At 42.9% G+C, this 25,843-nt stretch carries 18 protein-coding genes and 3 pseudogenes; 8 read left to right on the top strand and 13 right to left on the bottom strand.

Translation table 11 applies throughout. The features are described 5' to 3' along the window. Nucleotides 1-6: 6 nt before the first annotated feature. The gene (locus ACZ5LF_RS03145; RefSeq protein ID WP_380569774.1) at nucleotides 7-1,695 is read right to left on the bottom strand and encodes a peptide ABC transporter substrate-binding protein; all 1,689 of its coding nucleotides are present in this window, start codon (nucleotides 1,693-1,695) and stop codon (nucleotides 7-9) included. A gap of 60 nt (nucleotides 1,696-1,755) precedes the next feature. After that, entirely contained in the window at nucleotides 1,756-2,757 is a 1,002-nt protein-coding gene (locus ACZ5LF_RS03140) for a proline racemase family protein (protein WP_380569773.1), read from the bottom strand. Nucleotides 2,758-2,880: 123 nt separating this feature from the next. Between ACZ5LF_RS03140 and ACZ5LF_RS03135 the strand changes: the two genes are divergently transcribed. Next, nucleotides 2,881-3,990 (top strand): M24 family metallopeptidase, encoded by a 1,110-nt coding sequence (locus ACZ5LF_RS03135; protein WP_380569772.1) that lies wholly within the window; start codon nucleotides 2,881-2,883, stop codon nucleotides 3,988-3,990. 164 nt (nucleotides 3,991-4,154) lie between these two features. On the opposite strand, the gene ACZ5LF_RS03130 is transcribed toward ACZ5LF_RS03135, so the two are convergent. Next, on the bottom strand, nucleotides 4,155-5,561 hold the full coding sequence (locus ACZ5LF_RS03130) for a sodium/glutamate symporter (RefSeq protein ID WP_380569771.1): 1,407 nt from the start codon (nucleotides 5,559-5,561) through the stop codon (nucleotides 4,155-4,157). Between the two features lie 464 nt (nucleotides 5,562-6,025). On the opposite strand from ACZ5LF_RS03130, the gene ACZ5LF_RS03125 reads away from it, so the two are divergent. The 4 genes and pseudogenes from ACZ5LF_RS03125 to ACZ5LF_RS03110 all read left to right on the top strand — a co-directional run bounded on the left by ACZ5LF_RS03125 (nucleotide 6,026) and on the right by ACZ5LF_RS03110 (nucleotide 8,635). After that, nucleotides 6,026-6,496, top strand: a complete 471-nt coding sequence (locus ACZ5LF_RS03125; protein ID WP_380569770.1) for a peptide-methionine (S)-S-oxide reductase — start codon at nucleotides 6,026-6,028, stop codon at nucleotides 6,494-6,496. 259 nt (nucleotides 6,497-6,755) lie between these two features. Then, nucleotides 6,756-7,013, top strand: coding sequence for a cory-CC-star protein (locus tag ACZ5LF_RS03120; RefSeq protein WP_040105886.1), 258 nt, complete (start codon nucleotides 6,756-6,758; stop codon nucleotides 7,011-7,013). Between the two features lie 21 nt (nucleotides 7,014-7,034). Next, nucleotides 7,035-7,966, top strand: a pseudogene (locus tag ACZ5LF_RS03115) (ArsA family ATPase). Between the two features lie 153 nt (nucleotides 7,967-8,119). Then, nucleotides 8,120-8,635 carry a cupin domain-containing protein gene (locus ACZ5LF_RS03110; protein ID WP_380569769.1) on the top strand — a complete coding sequence of 172 codons (516 nt, stop codon included), beginning with the start codon at nucleotides 8,120-8,122 and terminating at the stop codon, nucleotides 8,633-8,635. A 185-nt stretch (nucleotides 8,636-8,820) separates the two neighbouring features. On the opposite strand, the gene ACZ5LF_RS03105 is transcribed toward ACZ5LF_RS03110, so the two are convergent. The 4 genes from ACZ5LF_RS03105 to ACZ5LF_RS03090 all read right to left on the bottom strand — a co-directional run bounded on the left by ACZ5LF_RS03105 (nucleotide 8,821) and on the right by ACZ5LF_RS03090 (nucleotide 12,785). Next, entirely contained in the window at nucleotides 8,821-9,819 is a 999-nt protein-coding gene (locus ACZ5LF_RS03105) for a retron St85 family RNA-directed DNA polymerase (protein ID WP_380569768.1), read from the bottom strand. Between the two features lie 169 nt (nucleotides 9,820-9,988). Further along, nucleotides 9,989-10,315, bottom strand: a complete 327-nt coding sequence (locus ACZ5LF_RS03100; protein ID WP_380569767.1) for a hypothetical protein — start codon at nucleotides 10,313-10,315, stop codon at nucleotides 9,989-9,991. Continuing rightward, a complete protein-coding gene (locus ACZ5LF_RS03095) occupies nucleotides 10,299-11,207 on the bottom strand; it encodes a phosphoribosyltransferase-like protein (RefSeq protein WP_380569766.1) in 909 nt (302 codons plus the stop codon). The genes ACZ5LF_RS03100 and ACZ5LF_RS03095 overlap by 17 nt, the downstream gene beginning before the upstream one ends. Nucleotides 11,208-11,825: 618 nt before the next feature. After that, a complete protein-coding gene (locus tag ACZ5LF_RS03090) occupies nucleotides 11,826-12,785 on the bottom strand; it encodes an IS30 family transposase (RefSeq protein ID WP_380569765.1) in 960 nt (319 codons plus the stop codon). A gap of 148 nt (nucleotides 12,786-12,933) precedes the next feature. On the opposite strand from ACZ5LF_RS03090, the gene ACZ5LF_RS03085 reads away from it, so the two are divergent. Further along, complete coding sequence (locus ACZ5LF_RS03085) at nucleotides 12,934-13,650, top strand: hypothetical protein (RefSeq protein WP_380569764.1); 717 nt, start codon at nucleotides 12,934-12,936, stop codon at nucleotides 13,648-13,650. Nucleotides 13,651-13,878: 228 nt separating this feature from the next. On the opposite strand, the pseudogene ACZ5LF_RS03080 reads toward ACZ5LF_RS03085, so the two are convergent. The 6 genes and pseudogenes from ACZ5LF_RS03080 to ACZ5LF_RS03055 all read right to left on the bottom strand — a co-directional run. Continuing rightward, nucleotides 13,879-14,326: pseudogene (locus ACZ5LF_RS03080) on the bottom strand (restriction endonuclease subunit S); the annotation flags it as partial. Nucleotides 14,327-14,376: 50 nt separating this feature from the next. Continuing rightward, a pseudogene (locus ACZ5LF_RS03075) lies at nucleotides 14,377-15,046 on the bottom strand (restriction endonuclease subunit S); the annotation flags it as partial. Continuing rightward, entirely contained in the window at nucleotides 15,036-16,589 is a 1,554-nt protein-coding gene (locus ACZ5LF_RS03070) for a type I restriction-modification system subunit M (RefSeq protein ID WP_380569827.1), read from the bottom strand. The pseudogene ACZ5LF_RS03075 and the gene ACZ5LF_RS03070, both read right to left, overlap by 11 nt. Nucleotides 16,590-16,643: 54 nt before the next feature. Then, nucleotides 16,644-19,433 (bottom strand): type I restriction endonuclease subunit R, encoded by a 2,790-nt coding sequence (locus ACZ5LF_RS03065; protein ID WP_380569763.1) that lies wholly within the window; start codon nucleotides 19,431-19,433, stop codon nucleotides 16,644-16,646. A 201-nt stretch (nucleotides 19,434-19,634) separates the two neighbouring features. Then, entirely contained in the window at nucleotides 19,635-20,636 is a 1,002-nt protein-coding gene (locus tag ACZ5LF_RS03060) for a restriction endonuclease (RefSeq protein WP_380569762.1), read from the bottom strand. A 376-nt stretch (nucleotides 20,637-21,012) separates the two neighbouring features. Continuing rightward, on the bottom strand, nucleotides 21,013-23,151 hold the full coding sequence (locus ACZ5LF_RS03055; protein ID WP_380569761.1) for an LTA synthase family protein: 2,139 nt from the start codon (nucleotides 23,149-23,151) through the stop codon (nucleotides 21,013-21,015). A gap of 526 nt (nucleotides 23,152-23,677) precedes the next feature. On the opposite strand from ACZ5LF_RS03055, the gene ACZ5LF_RS03050 reads away from it, so the two are divergent. After that, the gene (locus ACZ5LF_RS03050) at nucleotides 23,678-24,187 is read left to right on the top strand and encodes a cupin domain-containing protein (protein ID WP_380569760.1); all 510 of its coding nucleotides are present in this window, start codon (nucleotides 23,678-23,680) and stop codon (nucleotides 24,185-24,187) included. Between the two features lie 96 nt (nucleotides 24,188-24,283). Further along, nucleotides 24,284-25,633: a dihydrolipoyl dehydrogenase family protein gene (locus tag ACZ5LF_RS03045; protein ID WP_380569759.1), complete on the top strand. Its 1,350-nt coding sequence runs from the start codon at nucleotides 24,284-24,286 to the stop codon at nucleotides 25,631-25,633. Nucleotides 25,634-25,843: the final 210 nt, after the last annotated feature.

Raw genomic sequence — 25,843 nt, 5'->3', positions numbered from 1 at the left:
TCAATGTTATTTTTCCATGGTCACCCACTTGAATGAGAATGTATTATCCGGGTGCGCGGTGAAATTATTGACTTCCGGTTTTATGAGCCTGGCGTTTGCTGACTGGTAGATTGGGGAAATCGCCGTTTCCTGATCGATTAGAATGCGTTCTGCTTCCTGCAGGTCAGCAAACCTCTGATCCAGATCGGAAAAATCCGTCTGTGCCTTTTTGACAAGGCTGTCGTACTCTTCATTCTCAAAGTCCTGCCAATTGTAAGGCCCATCAGATAAATGGATATTCAAAAACTCGACAGGATCGCTCAGATCGTTTCTCCAGCCCGAAAATGACATATCGTAATCTTGTTGGCTTTCCAAGTCAAGCTTCTGTTTGTTCGGCTGCTGGTTTATGTTCACCGTTAATCCTGGAAGGTTCTTCTCCCATTGGTTCTTCATATATTCAGCCATGGATTTTCTTTGGTCATCGTCATAACTCAATAACTCCAGAGTGACCGAATCTTTCCCCAATTCCTCCAGGCCTTTTTCCCAGATTTTTTGGGCCTCTTCAACATCAGTCATATTGAAATCACCATATTTCTCCCTGAAATCTTCCCCTTCACTATTTTCAACGAAGTTTTCAGGAACCAGGAAGTATGCAGGTATCGAACCATTCTTCAATATCGAATCTGCCGCTTCTGCCTTATCGTAGGACATATCCAATGCCTTTCTGATATTGCCATTATTCAAATCTTCATTCTGGAAATTGAATCTGACGAAATACACTTCTGTATTTATGTTTGTCGTATATTCTTCACTGTCCGCATACATATCTACAAATTCAGAAGTGAGATTTACAACATCAATATCACCTGTTTCATATAGATTCACTTCAGTTGAAGCATCTTTGGCGACTTTATAGTCGACGGCATCGAGTTCAACCGCATCACTATCCCAATACTCTTCATTTTTGCTCAATACCCAGCCCTGGTCATGATTCCAGTCATCAAGATAAAAAGGACCATTGGAGATGACATTTTCAGGTTCCAATCCATAGTCATCCCCCTGCTCAGCGATGAAGTCTTCATTTTGTGGAAACATGACTGGATTGGTCAGCACTTCCAAAAAGTACGGGACGTTATTATTGAGTTCAACCACTAGTGTTTTATCGTCAGTCGCTTCCACACCGAGTTCATCTACTTTGCCATACAACTCATCGTCAGGATCCTGGATTTCATTGGCATTGACTATGGGTGCCATCAAGTATGCATGTGGAGAAAATGTTTCCGGATTCAATGCCCGCTTCCATGCGTATGTAAAATCATGTGCCGTAACGGGTTCACCATTGGACCACACTGCGTCTTCCCTGATATTAAACGTATAGGTTACGCCACCATCTTCATTTTCCTTCATCTCATAATCTTCAGCCATGCCTTCAGTCAGTTCACTGTCCTGATCCAATCTGAACAAGCCTTCATAAATGTTCAGCATGATTGTCTGGGACAAGCCATCCAAGTTGCCATTCGTCTGGACCGTCGGCAGTTCCCCAGGAGTAGCCATATGCAGTGTTCCGCCACTGGGACCATCAGCAGTGCCTTCAGATTCTCCTCCGTCCCCACCTGAGTCTTTTGCCGACTCTTCTCCGCCTCCCCCGTAACATGCTGTCAGCAATGCGGCCATCATAACGAGCAGAATCATCATAAATAATCTTGATTTTTTCATTTATAACCCTCCATTTTTTAAATATTCTGAACTATAATATTAAAAATTTTTGCCTCTAGGCTACTGCAGCAGAAATCCTTCAGGCATCTCGTCAGACGCTTCCAATACAAAAGTGTGGAAGCCGCTTGTATTCGCTTTTCCGGAGACCTTTGCGATGACTGCCTCGTATTCACCAACTTTCGTTTCAGCGGTCACTTCTCCTTTGAAAATTCCTCCGGTAATGCTCCGGTTCATGAACGCGTCCCCTCCCCCGATGGTTGAATCATTAAAGAGTTGGGCTGCTTTCGCACTCGTACCCGTGCCGCACGGGGAACGGTCAATTTGCTTGTCTGCAAAAATCGTGACGTTCTGCCACGTTCCAGGTTCTTTCAATTCTTCCGAAAAGATGACGCCGTAGATGCCGTTCAAGTCTTCCTCGAGTGGATGCTGGATGGTATATTTTTTCTCGACTTCCGCTTTGATCGCGGCACCCCAGTTTTTAAATTCCGTCAGATTCTCACGCCTTTGTGTTAAATTTAGAAGACTGTTGTTAAGAAACACATAAAATGCGCCTCCAAAAACCACATCGGCGTTCAGCTGCTTCCCCTCAATATCCAGAGTGATATCTTCCAGATAGACGAATGAAGGGACGTTTTCAAACGTAACCAAAAGTTCGCCATCTGCGTCATATTGCGCCTGGGCAATGACTTTTCCTGCCGGGCTGTCTATCACAAACCTTCTCTTATCGGAATTGTCCCCGCAGGCGCCCGTCTCGATCATCACAGTGACGACCGCAATGATGCCGTGCCCGCACATCGTGCTCCATCCTTCGTTATGCATGAATAGCACGCCGAAGTCAGACCCCTCCTCAGCCGGCGGTGTAATGATGCAGCCGTACATCCCTTCATGCCCCCTTGGTTCATTCATCAAAAAATTTCGGATACCGTCCAGGTGCTCGATGCAGTAGGCACGGCGTTCCAGCTGTGTCTCTCCTTTAATGGTTGGCAACCCGCTCATGATGATCCGAAGCGGCTCTCCTGCCACATGCATGTCGATGGTATTGATCATTCTTTTGAAGTTCAATTCATTCCCTCCTTTTCCTTGTTATAGAGTATAAAGAAATTTCCGTGCCATAATTTTCCGGTTAGACGCATTGCCTGCTTTTCGATATACTGGAAAGAATCAAAATTTTGGAGGACTACTACTATGACCATTGATTACACATCCAGAAAAAATGCACTGATTTCCAATCTTAAAGAGCAGGCGGTTGACGCCGCACTCATCACTGATCCGTCAAACATCTATTATATGACCGGCTTCTTTGCCGATCCCCATGAGCGCTACATGTCGCTCTTCATCGATGTAGAAAGTAAGGAAACGCACCTTTTCCTTCCGGCACTCGATAAGGATGCAGCAGAAATTGCGGATGCAGATCACATCATCCCGATTTCCGATGAAGAAGATCCATTCGCCATCATAAAAGACACCATCAAAAGTGACGTGAAGACAATGGGAATCGAGACGAATGTCGTCACTGTCGCCCACCACAATGGACTGAAAGGTGTCTTCCCTGAAGCACGCTTCACCGATATCCAGGAAGCTTTGAACCTGCAGCGGACATTCAAGAGCCGTGAAGATGTGGACGGCATGAAAGAAGCCGTGCGCATCATTGAAACCGTGCTCGCAGAAGGCCTCAAAACCATTAAAGCAGGCATGACCGAAGCCCAGCTCGTCGCCCAATTCGAATACTTGATGAAAGTCCATGGCGCTGCTGGCCCATCATTCTCTACTATGGTCCTGGCCGGCGAGAAAGCTGCACTGCCGCACGGTACCCCGGGCGACAGAACGCTTGAAAACGGTGATTTCCTGCTCATCGATTTTGGTGTCATCACTCATGACCGCTACTGCTCTGACATCACACGCACCTTCATCATCGGCGAAGCGACCGACAAGCAGACAGATATCTATAATATCGTCAAGGCCGCTACTCAAGCCGGTGTTGACGCCGTCAAAGCTGGCGTACCACTCAAGGAATTCGACATCGCAGCGCGCAGCGTCATCGAGTCCCACGGCTACGGCGAATACTTCAATAACCGCGTTGGACACGGCCTCGGCATCGAAGTCCATGAAGCGCCGTCCATCCATCACTTGAACGAAGATGTCGCCAAACCCGGCATGCTGTTCACCATCGAGCCCGGCATCTACATCCCAGGCTACGGCGGTGTCCGCATAGAGGAAGAAGTGTACATCAACGAATCGGGAGAAGCGGAAGTCCTCACCACTTTCCCGACGGAACTGCAGACGATACAGATCTGAAGCTCAAGATTTTGGTTCCCCGCACCAAGAAAGAAATAAGCTTCAACACGGCCCATAAATTGCACAATAAAACCGCTGATCTAAATAGATCAGCGGTTTTATTGTGAAATGGTTTCATCTAATATTTGTTCATAAGCAATGATTATTCCGAAATCCTGGAGCGATTATTCCGCCCTTTTCTTCCCGAAATAAAGCAGACCCATAAGCAACCCAATCAGCAGCATGACCGAGGCGAATATCAGGAACGGTATCGGGCCGAACTGGAAGATGAGCGGTGCGGATAATGCAGTGACGAGCCCGCCGCCAAGAAACGGTTCGAAGACCAGCTGCTTGTAGCCGAAACCTTCAAGTGCAGGCGATTCCGTCTCGGGGTCGGCCACACGGATCAGCATCAGACCGGTGGCTGTCACCCCGGTCGACTGGCCGAAGTCCCCGATGGCACGCTCCAGCCAGTAGTCCGGAATCATCCTTGGACCGAATACAAAGAATCCGAAGACGTTCCATACGATGCCGGCTAATGCCAAGAGTAGGAACGGCACCAGATATTCACCCAGTACCGCCAAGGAAACAGTCGCAATCGCACTGGTGATGAGGATATCAAGGGCAAATCCTTGTATAGTCGTAATCATTTGCCTGTCTACGAGGCGGGCTGTATCGTATTTGTCCACGAAGAATTGGACCGCCAGTCCCCCAAACATCGCCAATGGGAACAGTGGGACGTATGTCATGAAGTCCGAGCCGAATGAGACAGCTTCCAGCCATTTGAGACCTTCTAGCAGAAGATAGCCGATAAAGATGGCAAGGCCCACTATGGCAAAATGGAAAGTAAGTGTTTCAATGGATTCGGCGCGTACCGTCTTTTCAGGACCGGAACCACGGTCTTCCTCTTCGACGATGCCCGCTTTCTTCGTAGCTGACATTCCTTTTACATCGCTGATGATTTTCGTCTTGTTCCGGCGGACCCCCCAGTTGATCAGGATGATACCGAAGATCACCCCGCTCAGGATACCGACGGTGGCCATGCCGACAGCGAGATCATAGGCCTCAGGGAACCCAAGCTCTGCAAACGTTTCCTGTAAACCGGCTGCCGTACCGTGGCCGCCCTCAAAACCGATTTCAACAAGCGCACCGATAAACGGCGGGATGTCATAAAACGGCACCAGCACCAGAACTGTCAGCAGTAGACCAATGACGTACTGCCCCCAGCCAAGAGACCAGCCGAAGGCCAATTGTGGTCCACCCACATTCCATATCCGCTTCACATTCGGTAAAACCGTACCGATGAACAGCGTCGCAAACACGACGTTGATCATGAGACCCGGGAGTGACGACCAGACTTCCATAATTTCTTCCGTCAATATTCCTGTTGTCCAGAACGAGTCTTCCCCGACAAAGTTCCCAGCAATCCGTCCGAGTACTCCCGGACCTAAAAACAATGCCACGAATCCTCCGATGACGGACGCCGGGAGGAAAAGATTCTGCATCAATTCCACGCGCATCCGGATCCATTTTCCGATCAGGAGGAAAATCCCCAGACAAAGCAACGCAAATCCAATATGTTCCGGACTCATAATTACACCCCTCCCAATAAATTAAAAAAAGTATAATCATCGCATATTACTTTTTGTAAACAATAGCTATTATTACCCTCCTCTTCCCGACAATGATAATATGGAAACGTGAAACCAATGACAAAATGGATGGGCATGTGAGTAATAATCGTTACAACCGCAAAATCGACCCTGAAAATTTCGAGGAGGCTTTCCTAGGGGAAAGCCGAAGTCCATATATGACCAGTGCATTGCGGACTTCAAACCCATCATCACCCTCGACCAGCTCGAGAAGATGGTGCATGGCTACAACCAGGGGTCGAGCGGTATAAGCTGGAGCACATCTCCCACCTCAGGGAGCATCGACATTATCTGCGGCGCAATCAGAGTGGTGAGAGGGCGTTGAGCGTCTATTTCAACTCGGCAGCCCACTCATCCTGGAGTTTCCGAGAAAAGTATTCAAGTGACTGAAAGGAGCAGCTTATATGGAGACCGTATACTTGGCCGGCGGATGCCTATGGGGCGTCCAGGCCTTCATCAAGACCCTGCCTGGTGTCATATCTACAGAAGCTGGTAGGGCAAACGGCACCAGTGACACGCTCGAAGGCGTGTATGACGGCTATGCCGAGTGTGTAAAGACCGAATTCAATCCGACCGTCACATCCATCGATCGATTGATGGGCCATCTGTTTGAAATCATCAATCCATATAGTATCGACCGCCAGGGGGAAGATGTCGGCAGAAAATACCGAACTGGATTATATAGCGAAGACCCGATGCATCTGGAAGAAGCGGAAGCCTTCATACAGCAGAGGGAGGATCACGCGAAAATCGCCGTCGAAGTCCTTCCCCTTACACACTATGTAAGAAGTGCAGACGAGCACCAGGATCGACTGGAGAGATGCCCCGATGACTATTGCCATATCCCGAAGGAATTATTGATGAAATACCGATGAGTCCCTCTGTCACTACTGGCGGAGCCCACCTCCTTCTATCCACACCGTATTTCCAAAGATAATGATGTTATAATACAAGTAATAAATAGGAGGCTGTACATGAAACACAGAACCTCCAATCTATGGCAGTAGATTTGGGGTTTTATTTGGTGTATTTTCTTCGCCATCTGGATCGTCATTACGTCCATCCAGGCACTTACCGGCAAGTTCGATGATGAACTCGCGAAGCACCGCAATGACGAGTAAGGAGGGATAACCCATGCTCGACAATATCAAGAAGTTGATCCGGTACTACGAGGAAGTGCTCGAAATGCCGCACCGTACGGAGGTCGCCAGGGAGCTGAGGGACCAGGATGACCTCTTCCTGCTGCTCCTCTACTCCGAGATGATCGGCATACCGAATCCGGTCTACTACTACACGCTGGAACTGTATCCGCACATCATCGAGGACTTCCACGACTGGCATCTCCGCATGGGGATGGACAAGTCGCCGCTGACCGGCATCCGCTGCTGCTGACTATACTAAAGGAGCATATCCATGAGCATTCATACAAAGAAGATCCTGTTCATCGGCGGCAAGGGCGGGGGGGCAAGTCTACGTCCGCTGCCGCCATTGCATGGCAACTCGCAAAATCAGGGAAGAAGACGCTGCTCGTCTCGACCGATCCGGCCCATAATCTCGGGCACATCTTCTCGCGTGACATCGGCGGGGAGACGGTGGAAATTGCAGAGAACCTCCATGCGCTTGAGATCGACCCGGAGCATGAGACGAAGAAGTACATTGACTCTGTAAAGGAGAACATCAAGGGCACCGTCCAGTCCAGCATGATCGAGGAGGTCAACCGCCAGCTCGATACCGCCCAGGCCTCACCCGGTGCGGATGAATCGGCGCTGTTCGACAAGCTCGTCTCCATCATCCTCGAGGAGGAAGGTGAATACGACCACCTCGTATTCGACACCGCCCCCACCGGTCATACGATAAGGCTGCTCACACTGCCGGAGCTGATGGGCGTGTGGGTCGAGGGGCTGCTGAAGAAGCGGCAGAAGACGAACGAGAACTACACTCAGCTGCTGAATAACGGGGAACCGGTTGAGGACCCGATCTATGATGTTCTGCTCACCCGGCAGAACCGCTTCTCACGGGCACGGGAGATCATGCTCGAGTCCGGCAAGACGGGGTTTATATTCGTCCTGAATCCCGAAAGACTGCCGATTCTTGAAACCAAGAAGGCTGTGGGTCTCCTCGACAAGTATCACCTGCATGTGAAGACGCTCATAATCAATAAGGTGCTGCCTGATGAAGCCGACGGCACCTTCCTCGCCCAGCGGCAGGAGCATGAGCAGCGGTATCTGAAGGAGATTGAAGATACCTTCACGAATCAGAACCTCATCCGCGTGCCCCTGCTCCCCCATGACATCACGACCATCGAGGAGCTCGACCCGTTCAGCGCGTATTATGAGATGGACTGAAAAATAAGAGGAGCCTCCACCACTGTGGAGACTCCCATATGTTGAATCTATTGGAGCAGAGCAATCTGCTCCTTTTTTATGGACTTATGATGTAATGGTTAGTTTCAGTCAGAAGCGGTAAAAGTATAATAATGAATATATGGAGGGATGAAGATGAAACGCACTGAAGAGATTGAAGTCATTACAATCAAGGTCGAAGACGACAGCAAGATACCCAACCACCCCGACTTCCCCCTGCTGATCTATAAGAACGTGTTTGAAGATGGAGACGATATTCCCGCCATCCTGAATTCCAATGACTGGTCCGGGGAGTGGCTCGGCTCCGTCCACCCTTTCCACCACTACCACAGCAACACCCACGAAGTGCTTGCGGTCAAGGAAGGACATGCCACACTGCAGCTTGGCAGTGAGCAGGGTGAGGTGGTAGAAGCGGAGAAAGGCGATGTCATCATCCTCCCAGCCGGCTATGGCCATAAAAAGTTAGAAGCAAGTGACGATTATGCGAACTACGGTGCCTACCCCGGTGGCCTCAGTTTTGACATGTGCTATGGAGAACCTGAAGAGCGGCCTGAAAAGTTGGAGAATATAAAGAAGGTTCCAAAACCTGAGTTTGACCCAGTGTTTGGTCAAGGTGGATCGTTATTCGATTACTGGAGAAATTCATTCTAATAGCATAAAGTGGAACTAGTTGGATTGAAATCCTTCTTTAACGCTGTCAATTGAAAGTAAGAAAAATTCATAGTTGCTAATAGAATTATTCATAATTTTTTATTGAGTTATTACTAAAGCAACAATTAACGGTACTCTCTAAAAAGCTATAACATATATGTTTTGAGCAACTTATAAAACCCACATTATCTCTTGTCCCATATTTCCAAAAATTCATTTAAATAAAAATTTCCTTTTTTTGAATCTACCATTTTTAAAAAATTTATTTTACCCAATATATATTCTCTATAATTAGAGACAAAAAACTTGTCATTAAAAGTTAAATGATTTTCCATCCCTCTCGTTCTAATATAATATAGTTCTTGCCTTAATTGTTTTATATACTCTTTTGGTACAGAAACTTTATCATTTACAACTAACCCTGTTACTTCTTGTCTTGAATAATAAGGTTGAACTCTAGTTTTTTCTTTTTTAATTTCAAAGCCTTCATCATTCAGTATTTCAGAAATTACCTTTATAGATTTATAAACTTCTTTCGAACCCGAGAGTGTTATATCATCAGCATATCTGGTATATGTAAGATTATTTTTTTGTGCATATGCTTCAATACGATTATCCAATTTTATTAAAATAAGGTTAGAGATATGGGGGCTTGTAGGAGCTCCTTGCGGTAAATAATTATTAAATGTACATAGATTACTTAATGTTAGGGATACTTTCTCGCTATATCCTATAGATTTAAAAAGAATAAATACCTTTTTATTATTTATATTTTTAAAAAAATCTTTAATGTCAATATTCAAAACATACTCTTTATTTATATGTTCTTTAGCATTATCCACTATTGAAATATTTTTTTTGAATCCTTTTGCTTTATGATGAGCTTTTAACTTATATAATATATTATCAAGTATCCATCTTTGACAATGCATTAACACTGGGGATGGTTTGCTTATTTCTCTCTTTCCATTCCTCTTCTTTGGAATAGAAAAAGTTGTCATATGGTTTTTTGGTGAAAAAAGCACACTGAAAAATTGATCTTCATTTATATTTATTAATCTTGCTAAATGAATATTGTCAAAAATCACAGGGACTTCTTTTTTATTTAAGTTTTTAACATACTCTAATATCTCTTCCTTATGGTCGTGTTTCCTCAAATTTTTTTCTAGTTCAATAATATCCATATCCAGAACCCCCATACTTACCAAAAACTGTATTTGTTTTACGTCAAGAGTAATTACTCTTGACACAATAAATTGCTAAATTTATTGTAGCAAGTCATCTTGGTTTTCAGATGACTTGCTATAATGGTTTAGAACCATTAAATTAAACGAAGACGACTCGTCTTCTTTTCTAAGCATGGAAGTTATCCGGAATATAGATTTCACTAATTCCTAACGGTGAATCATTAGGAATAATAGTTTCATTATAACTTTCTTTCTGTATAAAATCTATCTTATCATTATACTTTTCGTTTAAATACATTTTAGACTTGTTAGTAAGGTTATAACTTTCATCTAGTAAATTTTCTTCAATCATTATTTCTAAAAATTTGTTTATTTGCTCTTTTTCAAATCCTAATATACTTCTAATTTCGTATTTTTCACCTATCCCTCCCATTTCTTTGAAATATAACAATACAATATCTTTCTTATATTCAATTTTATTTTTTTCTTCCATATGACATCTTCTTCCTAATATCCTGTATTGGATTTATTTCTCGTTTCCTCTCAAATGGCCCCTTATATCCTCTATTTTCCCACCATAAGGATGCTAGAGTGTTATTAGGTGTATTTCTATAAGAGCCAACGAGAAGCATTGATCTATCATATCCTAAGATATAATTCTTACTTACTTTTATCTTATCTCTCTCTAGTCTTTTTACTTGATTATAAAAATTAGAATCTAAGTAGAGATTCTCAATTAAGTTACAAGTATAATTATAAACATAAAATTCGATATGAAACTCTTCATCTATATAAGTCTTTTTTATTTCCTCTTCAATTTCTTTGCGTAATGTTAAAATTATGAAGATGAGATTTTTGCCATGTAGATTAAAATTTCTTTTAAGCTCCTCAATAAAATTTTTCAATGTGTTACCTGAGCCTACAAAGTCGTCTATAAAAACTATACTATTCTTACCTTCTAGTATTTTTTTGTATTTTTCAAGCAATGGATTTTCTTCATATTCCGTAGTGAATAATATATGATGAAGATTAAGCACATTTTGATTCGGCAAATTAAATTCGTCAAGAAATAAACTCAATATATGAGATGAGCTATTGTACTTAGCCTGTTTATCTGTGATATTTGAAAAAATTATTTTTACATCAGTACTTATGTTAGACACAGTGATTCCTATATAGGGTATAAATTGTTCCTTAATTTCTCTCTTAGAAAAATAAGTGAATTGGTACATCAAATTCTTAACAATATTCTTAGTATCTGCGTCTATATTGGCATTATTGAAAAAGTTTCTTATATTACTCTCTAAATGAGGCTTATCATCGTCTCTATCTTCAAGTTTTAACTTTTTCAATATTTTACCTATATTGTAAGTATCTTTATCCATAATTAATTTTCATCTCACTTAAATTATAATCTTAAAATACATAATATTTATAGTGAAGAACAAAATATGTTTGTACATTGTAAGCTACTCAATAAATCAAGATGAAGTAAAACTTAGTTTATTTGAGGGCTTGAACGACGTAAAAGTCTTTCCTTCTACCATCGTCTACCATATATAACTATTCTCATCTGTAGTAAGCGTCAGTTCATATTCAATTGCTTCGGACTGATTCATTATATCGTGCTCGAGAGTCGCTTCACTTTAGTAACTGATATACCATTCACCCATCGCGATCAATTGGTAGTTGCTTCCATTATACTATAAACACCCCTCCGAAAAGAATATGTTGGTTGAATTTAATACAGCTGATTAGTCCCGTTTTAGCGAGCATAGTCAGAAGACATTACTAAAACACACGATTTATAGTTGATCGTGTATGTTCTATGGAAAGTTCCTCACATAAAAACCTCACTAACCTATACATGGACTCTCACACTTAGGCGGAGAAGTATACGAATTTAAATATCCTTCTCTATTCAAATCATATTTTGGCAAGATATTGCATTTTATTCTTTACGTATAAACGCGATTGCCCTTTGGAAATCATATTTTCGTTTGTCAAAATAAGCTAGACAGTTCTTTCTCACCCATGTAACCCAAAAAGACTTCCAATGGTGTACGATAGTTCAATGATTTTCTTGGGATATGGTTTCTTCTGGCGGCAACCGATGAGATAAAAGCTTGGTCGACCGTGTTGAAATCCATATCTTTAGGCAGGCCATCCCTTCTGAGCAAGCCGTTGGAATGTTCGTTTAATCCCCGCTGTGATGGTGTGCCCGGATCGGCAAAGTAGATGGATAGATCATTTCGATTGCTCATCGACTGCCAGTTGGAGAACGCCTTGCCACAATCGAAGGTGATGGATTTGAATAGGTTTCTAGGCATCTGTTGACACCATGTATTAATGGCAGACTCAATATCCAGTGCGGTTCTGCCTTTGGGTTTTAATGTGATGATGGCTTTTGACAGACGCTCAACCAGCGTGATGACCGCACTCTTGTGACGGACACCGACAAGGGTGTCGCCTTCGAGGTGGCCGAACGCTTCATTGAAAGTGGGATAGTCATCCACTCTTTCAGAGATATTACGCCTGAAGGCTTGTCTGCCCCGGCGTTCCTGACGGCCATTCGGTTTTCGCTTGCCCTGCATTGGCAGCTTGGCCGCATCAAAGGTTTCCCGTTTGAACATCCGATACAGCGTGCGACCCGAGCAGTCAATTGGCATCTCCTGCCGGCCGACGATCACATCCGGTGTCCAGCCCTGAGCGACCTTCTCTTCGATGTACTTCTGTTGACTGGTCGGCAAGACACTTTGTTTTCTACCACATCGCTTCTTATTTTCTTTATAGCGCTGATAGTAGTCGATGGCGGTGTGCCCGGCCTTGAAATGCTTGATGACATTGTGGATAGTCTGCCGGGCACGTCCGAGCCGTTTCGCAATCTGAGCCACGGTAGTTCCGTGTCGGAAATAGGCTTCTATGAATACTAATTCATCCGTGGTAATATGGGTGTCGGTCATGCATGATCACTCCTATGATTTCTTTTGTCGGAAAACCATTTTGAGTGTATCATGTGTGACCGTTTTATGTGTCTAGCTTAATTTTACAATCGGCGATTATTAAAAATGTTTTGATATTTTAATTAAATTTATATAGGAGATAGAAGCCATGATAAGTTTTCAGAAAGAAGATGTAGAAATCAAAGCCTTAAAACTCCTTAAAGAGTATGATAGCAAGAAGTATAAAGATGCCTACAAATCTGAAATGCCAGATATACAAAATGATATTACTAATGTAGGAGTCGAAGTTGTTGTCGTAGATTTTAAAGAGAATTTATTTTTAGATAAATTATTTGGTGCACCATTTCTCCAATTTCTTAAAATGACTAACTGCTATAAGATTAAGAAGAAAGAGTTAGAAGGTTTACTGGAGGTTACTGACAATGATGTAGCTTTACAAGAAATTATTAATTCTAAGCCCGTATACGATAAGAATGGTAAAGCTCATCACGTTACTACACGGGATGAAATTCAGGATTTAAGACCAAAACAAGAAATATACTTAACTAGTTATTCTAAGTATCAATTTGAATTAGATGAAAAAGATAATATAAAATTAGTTGTTCCTCCTGCCCAATGGGTCGGACCCCTTCCAGAGATGATGTTACAGGCAGTAAAGGATAAAGAAGAAAAAGCAAAGAAGTATAAGCAATTTGAAGAATTGAATTTATATCTACAAAGTTTTATAAGCGATAAAGAAGAAATTGATGAATTTGAAAAGTTAATCAACGAATATCATAAGAAGAGTAAATGTTTATTTAAAAATGTCTATCTCCCAGCTTTTTGGACAAGTGAACAAAAAATATATCACATTTCCCTTGATTAGTGTAAAAACACCTCATAATCAAATCACACCATACTTATATTTACCAAAATTCAGCGCTTAACTTAACAAGTAACATAAAAAAAATATTTTTCAATAATAAACTATCAAGAGTTTAAAAGAAAATATGTAGAGGTTTAGTACTGCAAGATATGATACATTTTTGCAGTACTAATTTAAAATTTTTCGCAAACTAAGAAAGCCGAATAATTTCAACTTTTATAATAATAATCAAACGAATAGGTTATTTAAAAGCCCTTGCCTCATATCATATAACTTAGATAGATTAGACGCCTCTAATTGAATAATTTTATCAAAACTCTTAAATAAATTCAGAATTTTAATTTGCTCTTCTCTCGAAGGAACACTTATAGTCATTTCACTCAATGTTGATAATGTAATATAAGGAGTGTTGCTTATTCGTTTCTCTGAATACAGTCTTTTCATTAAGTTATGTGATAGAAAGAATCTTACATACTGTATTTTTTTCTTGAAAACCACTTAATACATATGTCCTTTGATAGGCGTTAAATTTCCCATTGTAATAATGTATATATCCCACATTAGCACCATTTCCAGATATGAGTAAGGCCTCTGTATTAAAGCTATATATATTTGTTTTATACACTTCTTTTGCACAAGTGTAAAAATTATATTCTCCTCCTTCTACCATCGCATTCGCATCTAATTTACCAGTCTCGATCTTACACACTTCTCCTAACTGTTTTTCTTCCCATTCTGGATAATCATTACCATCCTCATCTTTGAACCTTAATTCTTGAGAAAAAATCTTTTGCATATACCCCTTCTTCTGTTCTTCCAATAACTCAAGCTTCTTCTCTTGCAGTTCAATTAATCGATCAAGTTTGCTGAAAAAGTCACCTATTTTTTGTTGTTCCTCTATTTCTGGGTAAGGTATTGGCATAGTCTGAAAAACAGAGTCTTTAATTGAGAACCTATCAGAACGTGCTCCTTTATCACCGTTAAAATACATAAACTTATGCCATTTTGTAGTTTGGAAGTAATGTTCCAAAAAAGCCTTATTGATATTATTAGCCCTAAAAACATAATATAAAGGCGACATCACTCCTACTCTGTTTAATTTGTTTCTCTTTACTGGACCTACGGGCGCGTGATTTGAAATTCGAGGATTATAAACGAAATCATCTGGATTTACGATATAATAATTACTTAAACTTTTTAAATTTGATATGTCTTTATCGAAATAATCTCTTTGGCTGACAACACCAAATTGAGCAGAATTAGTAAAAGTCTCAGTAACCCTCGTATCCTTATTTTTTTCTCTCACTTTATAAGATACTTCATTGAGTTTTCTCGTATTCCACTCCCCACTAAACTCAGGAAATCTCAATTCAGGCACATTCTGTTTACTTATCATACAACACACCCAGTTCTTTTAAATATCCATTTATTTCTTTCTCAAGTGTCTCGATTTCTGCATCAATTTCCTTAATATCTTTCTGGACTTGCTCGAGATCGACGGGTTCTTCTTCCTCGAACGTATCAACATATCTTGGGATGTTCAGGTTATAATCATTCTCTTCAATTTCCTCGAGTGTCGCGACATAGCTGTACTTATCTATTGTCTCTCTACCACGGTATGTTTCGAGAATCTTATTGACATCTTCGTCCCGCAGATGGTTTTGGTTCTTGCCCTTCTCAAACGAACTTGAGGCATCGATGAACAGGATATCGTCATCCGCCTGCCGGCTCTTCTTGAAAACAAGGATGCATGTCGGGATGCTGGTGCCGTAGAATATGTTAGCCGGCAATCCGATGACGGCATCGAGATAGTTTTTATTTTCAATGAGATACTTGCGGATTGTACCTTCTGCTGCGCCCCTGAAGAGGACACCGTGCGGCAGGACGACGGCCATCGTGCCGTGGTCATCAAGGTAGTGCACCATGTGCTGGATGAAGGCGAAGTCGGCCTTTGATTTCGGTGCGAGCTTGCCGTAGTCGCTGAACCGATCGTCATCAAGGAATGAAGCATCTCCACTCCACTTGGCACTGTATGGTGGATTGGCGACGACGGCTTCGAACTTCATGTCACCGAATGCCGGCTCTTCGAGTGTATCGCCATTCTCGATGGAGAATGCCTTATAGTTCACATCATGCAGAAGCATGTTCATTCGGGCGAGGTTGTATGTCGTGCTGTTGTATTCCTGGCCATAGTAGTGTCTGACATTGGCATTCCTGCCGACACGGAGCAGGAGGGATCCGGAACCGCATGTCGGGTCATAGACGTTCTTGAGGTCTGTCTTTCCGGTCGTCACGATTTCAGCAAGAATTTTGGACACCTGTTGTGGTGTATAGAACTCCCCTGCCTTCTTGCCGGCTGTGGCGGCGAACTGCCCAATCATGTACTCATACGCATCACCGAGCATGTCGATTTCCATTTCACTATGCACGAAAGGCAATGTGTTCAAGTTCAACATGACTTTGGAGATGAGTTTCGTTCTGGCGGATACGCTATTGCCAAGGCGTGAGGATGTAAGGTCCATATCATCGAAGAGATGGGTGAAGTCGTCTTCACTCTGCTCTCCAAGCGTCGATGCTTCGACTGCCGAGATGGCTTCTGACAACTTCTCGATGTCGAAGTCTCCCGCTTCTATCTCCCTGATCATCGTGCTGAAGAGATAGCGCGGCTCGACGACGTAGCCGATGCGTGTCGTGAGCTGCTTTTTCAACGCTTCCCTATATTGTTCATTTTCCCAAGCATCTTCAAAAGTCATCTCGTCTCCGAGCATTTCCTCCACTTTCTCTTCTGTCTTTTCTGACAGGAATCGATAGAAGATGAGACCAAGTATATAGTTTCTGAACTCGCTTGCATCCATATTTCCCCTGAGATCGTTCGCAATGCTCCAGAGTTTTTTGTGCAGCTCTGCCTGCTGCTGGCGCTGTTTTTCTGTTACTGTCATCATTTATATGTTTCCTCCTGTTACTTGACTACGCTATAAATCAATTATACTCCCCTATTCAACAAAGCCGTATTTATCAGATAGACTTTCGATGAAACTGCGTACTTTATCCAACTTTTCTATCCGTTCGAGGAAAGGTGCAGAAATCCCCGCTTCTATATCATCATTATATAGATGTCCGCTGAACTCATATTCACTGATCAGCTTCTGCAGCTTGCTTTTCGGATAGTTCATCTCTTCAGAGAATCGATTGATTTCTTCAAGCTTTCTTTCCTCTTCGAAATTCAAGTAGATTTCCCGAACCTTATCGTTTTTCTCAAGGTGGGGGACCACCTTGTCCAGAAACTCCCGGATGAGTTCTGCTTTATTCCTGAGCTGCTGATCATCCGTCTGTTCCAGCAGCAGTTTGATCTGTCTTTTCTCCTCAGCCTGCTGCTTCTTGTCCTTGAGCTCAATATTTTCAATCAGCCGCCGGATATAGTTCACATTGACGCGGTCGTTTCGTACGACTTCTATGTCAAAGTCGATTTCATCCAAAATGGAGACCTTCTGCCCTTCACGTTCCCGCTTGATGTGCTCATAATAGACCCCTTTATAGATGCCCTCATAATCCTTGTACTCCTGCTCATCCATCCCAACGGTTTCTTCAGTGAATTCGAAAGCTTCAAATGTCTTGAGTCTTGCAAGGGTGCGGGCGAGTCCCCTGAATGTCAGAATGAATTCTTTGATATCCTCTTCATCCTCCAGTCGTTTCGCTGATGCTGGTGTGGAGGAAATCTGTTGCAGCTTTTCTAGGTATCCGGCGAAACGCTTCCGATACTCTTCATAGGATTTACTCAATACAACATCTGTATTTTCAGTATCGGAGAATATTCTCAAGGCTTCATCCGTTTCCTTCTTCAGGTTGCGGTATACAACGATATTGCCGAACACCTTCTTACCTTTATCCACACGGTTCGTCCTCGAATATGCCTGAATCAGATTGTGATGCTTCAGATGTTTGTCGACATAAAGTGTATTCAGCATTCTGCTGTCGAATCCCGTCAGGAACATATCGACGACGATTAGGATATCTATTTTTTCTTTAGCCTTATTCCCTTTCATCCGGCTGGAGACATCCTGGAAATAGGCATTGTATGTGTCCAGCGAGAAGTTCTGTCCATATATTTCATTGTAGTCCTCTATGACACTTTGCAACTCATTCTTCGCGTGTACCTTCACATCCCCATCCTTCCGATCCTGGTTGGGCTGATAAGTGAATATGGTCGCTACTTTCAGTGGGCGCACACCGGGCTCCGCATTGATTGCTTTGAACATTCTATAGTACTTCATCGCCATTTCTATGCTTTGCGTCGCCATGAGTGCAACATATGCTCGATTATGGGTCTTATTATTGTGTATCCCATGAATATGTCGGGCTACTTTCTCAATCCGTTCATCTGCCAACCATACTTCGTCCGTATTGATGCCCGCCACATATTCTCCACTCTGCTCTCTTATCCTGTCTTTGAACGTATTGATGTATTCTATGGAGAAGCCAAGCACATTTCCGTCTCGTATGGCATCTTTGACAAGGTAGCTGTGCAGACATTTGTCGAATATATCTGCTGTACTCCGGCCATCCTGACTTCGATTTTCTTCAAATCTTGGCGTACCGGTGAACCCGAAATACTGTGCCCGCTCAAAATGCTTTTTTATTTTCATATGCATGTCCCCGAACTGGGAACGATGGCATTCATCAATGACGAATATCACCTTGTCCTTTCGATACTGCTCCATGACATGCTGATGTTTGCTTATCGCATTAGACATCTTCTGTATTGTTGTGATGATCATTGGCCTGCTCTTGTCTTCAAGTTGGCTGATCAACTGTTTCGTGCTGTTGGTCTCATCCACCGATTCATGTTCAAATTTATTGAATTCCTCCTGTGTCTGGGCGTCCAGATCCTTACGGTCGACGAGGAATATGACCTTACTTATTTCAGGTTCATAGGACAGAAGCTGACTTGCCTTGAACGATGTAAGCGTCTTTCCGCTTCCCGTTGTATGCCAGACATAGCCATTTCCATCTGTAGTAAGTGCCCTTTCAATCAATGCTTCCGTTGCATATATCTGATATGGCCGCATGACCATCAACTTTCTCTCTGATTCATTGATGATCATGTATCTGGAAATCATTTTGGCCAAGTGTCCTGTTATCAGGAAAGATTGCATGAAATCATCGAGATTTACGATGAGGTTGTTCTCTTCATCCGTCCAGTAGAACATCAGTCCTCTAAGAAAGGCCTTGTCACTATTCGCAAAATACCGAGTGTCATTATAATTGCTTACAATGAACATCTGTACATACCGGAACAATCCTCTCAAGTTATGATCCTGGTATCTACCGACCTGATCGAAGGCTTCATGTATGGAAACGTCCCGACGTTTCAGCTCAATCTGCACCACTGGCAGGCCGTTGAGGAGAATCGTCACATCATAACGTCCACTAAATTCATCATTCACACTCACCTGGTTGGTAACCTGAAATATGTTATTGGAAAAATTCTTCTGATCAAAAAGTTCAAGATAGACTTCTGTCTCGTCGTCCCGCTTCAGGACAAACTTGTCCCTGAGGATTTTTGCACTATCGAACACACTCTTATTGTTGATCTGCGTCATCAGGCGGCTGAACTCCTTGTCGGAGAGCGGTTCCTCCTTCAGCTTCGTGTGCCGCTCATTCAACAGGTTCCTAAAGTTCTCCTTCAACTGATCTTCAGTGTGTATAAGTGCCCGCTCATATCCAATTGCTTCGAGCTGATTCATGACATCGCGCTCGAGAGCCGCTTCACTTTGATATCCCATATGCCATTCACCCATTCTTATCTATTGGAAGTTGCTTCCATTATACTATAGATGCCCCTCCGAAAAGAACATGTTGGTTGAATTCACTTTAAACTCTTTTATATTTAAAGGGATAATAAGAAAAAACTTTGGATTCATCAAAAAGATGATTCCAAAGCTTTTATTTTTGTTCCTAAAATCCAATTGGCAACATTGTTTTATTCAACCTTTATTGAATATATCATCTTTGAACACAAATCCCGAATCAACCAACATGGAGGCAAATTCTGTGTCTTGAATCACCCTTATTCTTTCCCCTTGCTCATCCTGTGGAATGTCCGCTGTATTTTTATCGAATTCACCTGTAGTGATGAACCATTTGAAAGGTTCCAGATGTTCGAATCTATCGTCTTCTTCATATTTATAGGCAAGCAGTTGTCTGATTCCCGTGTCATCAGACTTGCCAGTATGCCTCTTGGCCTGTACATATATAACTATATCTAAAGTAGTGAAAGCTGCCTTTACATCTACATCTGCGATGCTACTGTTCTTTTGGGAGTTCGAATTTTTAGGTGGTATGACAGTAACATCTGCACCAATGGATACCATGTAGGCTTTAATTAACTCTTCAAAATGCTGATCATTTAATTGAGTGAGATAGTCATGAATTTTCTTTACGATGCTATCTCTTGTAGGAGTGAAGTCATAGACCGGGACTTTATTTCCATGTTTTATAATCATCTTCTCTATTGTATCTATATCCCTATCATTAAGATATAGGTTAGTTCCTCTATATTTCAACTTGGACGCTAAATCAGCTGGGACATATCGATGCCTGCTTATTCCCGTACTGATCATTCTAACCGGGACTACAAATCCTATATCTATATCTTCCGGATTATCGTAGGCGTAAGGGGACCCGGTCACTTCACAAAGATCCAGTTCACCAGATTTCGGAATCAGCACCCTATCTCCTTTATCCAACTTCAAAAACCTGTACAGGTAATTGCTTCTCCTTGCAGTCAACCAATCATTGTTGATTTCATTGCCCAACTCTACAAAATCGTCTCTAAATTCATGTTGTTCCATTTCTTTTGCATTTCTTAAGACCCTCTCGGCTTTCTCGCCTTTCAACATAGACCAACCGATAGGAAGCAAATTCTCTTCTTTAAGCAACTTTACCGAAGCGTTATTTTCATGACTGATACGATGCATCAAATACATAACCTACACTCCTTTTATAATTTGTATTGGAAATAATAGAAATAACTGTAATTATTCCTCTCTTTCCCTAAAGACGTTTGAATCATGTAACCAAGTCTTCTTTTTTGATTTTTTTAATTTTGACTTCTTTCAATGTTTCAAAAGGTATCAGACGTTCGATGCCTTGAAGCGCGATATCGACCGATTCATCACATTCTTCAACACCGAACGCATCACATTAAAAATGGCACAGCTCCGATGAGCTGTGCCAACCATAACCGATTCTTTTTTAACTGTCTACTTGAATGTGTCCAGTCCATACTTTTCTGAAGAGGCTTTTAAAGACTAATATATTGTCTTTTAAGCTTCAATATTCTTATTTCAGTTTTGACCTGCTTCACTCCGGCGGACTTGGTGGATTATAACCTTCATATGGTGCACCACTTTCTGATCCTTCGAGCTCCGGTGCATCTGTTTCATACAGATGCACGCTCGATGCTCCACCATTTTGTTCAATCAGGCTTTCGTCTTTCTCTGGGTGATCCTTGAGAATATCCAATTGATCACGGTATAAATAATCGATTTCTTTCAATCCATCCAGAGATTCAGGGTTATAGAAACGCAGTAGATCTTTCATCAAAACTTCGTCGGAATGATTCAGCTCTTCTCTCGCATTATCTCTATAGCGATAAAGTGCTTCCAATTCCTCTTCGGTAAACTGATCCTGCAGTTCCTCCCCTGTCTCTGTATCATAGATTTCCTCTCCCAAGAAAGTATATTCCGGCGTCACCACACGTCCATCTCTGAGTGGGACGGTATTATCGTGTTCTTCTGATAGAATATCCTGTCCCATAAATAGATAGCCATCTGTTTCCACGCCGAGTAGATGCATTAAGGTTGGAAGCATGTCCACCTGACCACTGTATGTGTCGAACACTTCACCATTTTCAACGCCGGGGACATGCATGATGAACGGCACTCTTTGCATTTGCGTATCATTGTATTCATTCCACTCTCCCGACTCTTCCCCCACCAACGGTGCCAATGTCGGGTTTCTCATGTTGGAAATACCATAATGGTCACCATACATGACGATGATCGAATCCTCATATAAGCCACTTGACTTCAGGTAATTGAAAAATTCCTCCAACGCCTGGTCCGCATAATGTGCGGTGACGAAATAGTTGTTGATTGTGTCATCCTCTGTTCGGGCCGCTGGAAACGTCACATTTTCCTCATCCAAAGGGTAAGGGAAGTGATGGGAGACAGTGAGGAACTTGGAGTAGAATGGTTGAGGCAGCTGTTCAAGATACTCCACCGAGTCATGGAAAAACAATTTATCCTTCAAGCCATATTCCATTGATCTGTCTCCAGACACATCATAAAACTCGGAATCAAAGAAGAAATCATAGCCGAAACTTTGATAAGTATCCGTCCTGTTCCAAAAAGAGCCGACATTTCCGTGAAAAGCAGCTGAAGTATAGCCCCCATGCTGCGCCAAAATATTTGGTGCTGAATGGAATGTATTTGTCGCTCCCAACGATTGAAACATACTGCCTTGAGGGAGACCATACAATGACAACTCCCCTAAAACTTCAGCATCCGATGACTTGCCCTGGCCGGTCTGATGGAAAAAGTTCTCAAAACTATATGAGGCCTCATTGTCATAGATGCTGGAAAGGAATGGCATGACTTCTTGAGTGTTGCCATATTCATCTTCCAGCTTGTAATCAATTAAAAACTGCTGCACACTTTCCAATCCAATCATAATGACATTGCGGCCCTCTGCCGCCCCAAAGTATTCTGGATTTGGCGCTGCATGGTTTTCGGCCGAAAAGTTAAACACCTTCGCTAAATCTGACTCGTCGGCACTCACTCGCATTTGGTTTTTTTGCGATGCTTGGAACACATCATAACCGGTAAAGAAATTCAAACCTAAATATTTGACGATATAGTTCCTGTCAAAAGTGCGCGTCAATAATTGAGGGCGATCGATCTCCGCCAATATCAGGTTTCCTGCCAAAAGCAGGACACCCACTAATGTAACGAAGGCTTTGGTACGCCTCTTCTGTTCTTTCCTATCTTCGGCGAGCGGTGCCTCCTTTTTATAGAAGAATAGATAGCCAAACAACATGAGATCGACCCAATATAACACGTCCCAGACCCGCATCATTTCAAATGTGGAAGTGAATAAGGCGCCGGTCACATTGTTGGTGCCCGATACGATGTTAAACGTCAGAAAGTCAGCGAATTCCCTGTAATATAGTATGTTCGCATATAATAATACGGACATGAGCAGTAGTATTGTGAACATTGCCCATTTCCTTAACACAGGATTGTTGAAAAATAGTGCGATGGACAACAATATGACGCCCGTCGCAATCGGGTTGATGAACAAAATGATGTGTTCGAATATACCGGATACGCCCAGACTGAATTCAATCCAGTAAGCCATGTATGTTTTCAACCAGAATAGAAAAAGGAATAGGATGAAATATCCATAGCGTCTATTCAATAACTCTTTTATGTTTGACATGTTTTCACTTCCTCATTCTCTACCTTGTCCCTTAACCTCCAATGAATCATAAAGGTTCTATACAGATGATTCATAGCGAATTAAGATAGAGTAGAATATAAGATTATCCCGCAAATAACGTCGAGGGGGGATGACGGGCACTAAATAAAGTTGAAACGCTTTAATATCAAGAGTTGCGATAACTTAACGCCAATATATGGACAGTTACTTCATCCACTTCAACGAAGCATTATCCCTTATGTAGAGTCTCTATAGATGATTTCATTCGTTTCGCTAAAATATCAGAATTTTACAAATATTAAACAGACTTTATCAATACTCTTTATTATATAACAAAATGTGGTTTTTAAGCAAAACTTACCCGTTTATCAACAGCGATTTCTACGAGTCAGTCGCCTGGCAAGACAATAATAAATTAGCGCGACTGGTGCATGGAATACTGTGAAATGGATTGATAAATAGAGGGAAGGGGTATTTTCAGACAGAAGCGGTAAAAGGATAGTAATCAGTATATGGAGGGATGAAGATGAAACGTGCTGAAGCTATTGAAGTCATTCCGATAAAGTTAGAAGACGATGGCAAGATACCCAACCACCCCAACTTTCCCCTGTTGATCTATAAAAGCGTATTTGAAGATGGTGACGACATTCCCGCCACACTTAACTCCAATGATTGGTCCGGGGAGTGGCTCGGGTCCGTCCACCCTTTCCACCACTACCACAGCAACACCCATGAAGTGCTTGCGGTCAAAGGAGGACATGCCACACTGCAGTTGGGCGGTGCGCAAGGTGAAACGATTGAAGCGGAGAAAGGCGACGTCATCATCCTGCCAGCCGGCTATGGCCATAAAAGAATCAAAGCAAGTGATGACTATGCCAACTACGGTGCCTATCCGGGCGGTGCCGATTTTGATATGTGCTACGGTAAACAGGAAGAAAGGCCTGAAACAATCGAAAATATCGCACACGTCCCACTCCCCGATGACGACCCCGTATTCGGCCAGGACGGTCCACTCTTTGACCATTGGATACGATGATGCCGATTTGAAAATAGAAGGCATATAAGTTTAAACACCCTGATTTTAGAGAAGATGTGTAGGAAATCATTTAAAACGAATAGGAGCTGTCTGATAATGAAAACGAATTTTGATCTGGTGGTAGTCGGTACAGGGCCCGCTGCATCCTCTACAGCAATGAAATGCAGGGAAGCGGGATGGGAAGTGGCCATGATAGATTCTCGGCCCTACGGAGGCACTTGTCCTTTAAGAGGATGCGACCCCAAAAAAGTTCTGGTAGGGGCGGCAGAGATGATTGACGGTATGGAACGAATGGGCGGCAAAGGCGTGGTGCCCGGTGCAACCATCAACTGGTCCGAACTGATGGCGTTCAAGCGGACATTTACAGAACCGGTGCCCGACGGAACAGTCAAAAAGCTGCATAAGGCAGGGATCCATACGTTCCACGGACGGGCATCATTTGCAGATGAAGAAACGATTCAAGTTGGAGAAGATCAGCTTACAGGCAAGCACATTCTGATTGCGAGCGGTGCAAAGCCGGTCGAGCTGCCAATCCAAGGGATTGAGCATCTGACATACAGTGATGAGTTTCTGGAACTCGATGCCTTGCCTAAAAAAATAATTTTTGTCGGTGGCGGATATATCTCGTTCGAATTTGCCCACATCGCAGCCCGTGCCGGCGCCGAAGTGCACATCATCCAACGTGGGGCGCAGCCACTTAAGAACTTTGATCCGGAGCTTGTCGACCTGCTGGTGAAAAGTTCTGAAGAAAACGGTATTCAGATCCACCTGGACACAGAAGTCAAATCCATTGAAAAGACAGGGGCGGCCTTTACGGTCGAAGGCATTAAAGAGGACGAATCCTTCAAACTGGACGGCGATCTCGTCGTCCATGGCGCAGGCCGTGTCCCTGAAATCGATGATTTGAACCTTGAAAAGGGAAATGTGGATTGGGAGAAAAAAGGCGTCTCCGTCAATGAATATCTACAGAGTGTCAGCAACCCCCGCGTGTATGCAGCGGGAGATGCAGCCGCGACAAAAGGGCTGCCCTTGACTCCGGTCGCCTCCATGGAAGCACAAGTCGTGACTGCCAATCTACTCGGCGGCAATCAGCGCACACCAAACTACGACGTGATGCCAAGTGTTGTATTTTCACTGCCCAAACTCTCGGCAGTGGGGTTATCGGAAGAAGCGGCCAGAGAACAAGGGTACAACGTCAGAGTCAATAAAATTGATACTTCGGAATGGTACACCTACAAGCGGACCAATGAAAGGTACGCAATGGTTAAAATCATCATCGATGAAGATTCCGATCAGGTGCTCGGCGCCCACCTGCTCAGCCGGGAAGCGGATGAACTCATCAATCATTTCGCCACAGCGATCCAGTTCAAGCTGAAGACAGAGGACCTTAAACAGATGACGTATGCCTATCCTACCGCTGCTTCTGATCTCGGTTCCATGCTTTAAAAAACTGAATCTGTTCCAATATAAAAAAATCATCAAACATGAATCTCCCCCAACCTACTTTTGTAGATTAGGGGAGATTTGTTTTTTATTTCTGCAGATCAACCAGCTGCTTCTTATCTTCCAGTTGATTGAGACGTGACGCCATCGCTTTCGATGCACTATGCAGTTTCTTCTACAGTTTATTATGGTATAATGCGCAGAGGATTTCAG

The sequence above is a fragment of the Salinicoccus siamensis genome (assembly GCF_055391965.1).
The sequence above is the reverse complement of the archived record's forward strand: the minus strand, read 5'-3'. Positions and strand labels throughout refer to the sequence as shown.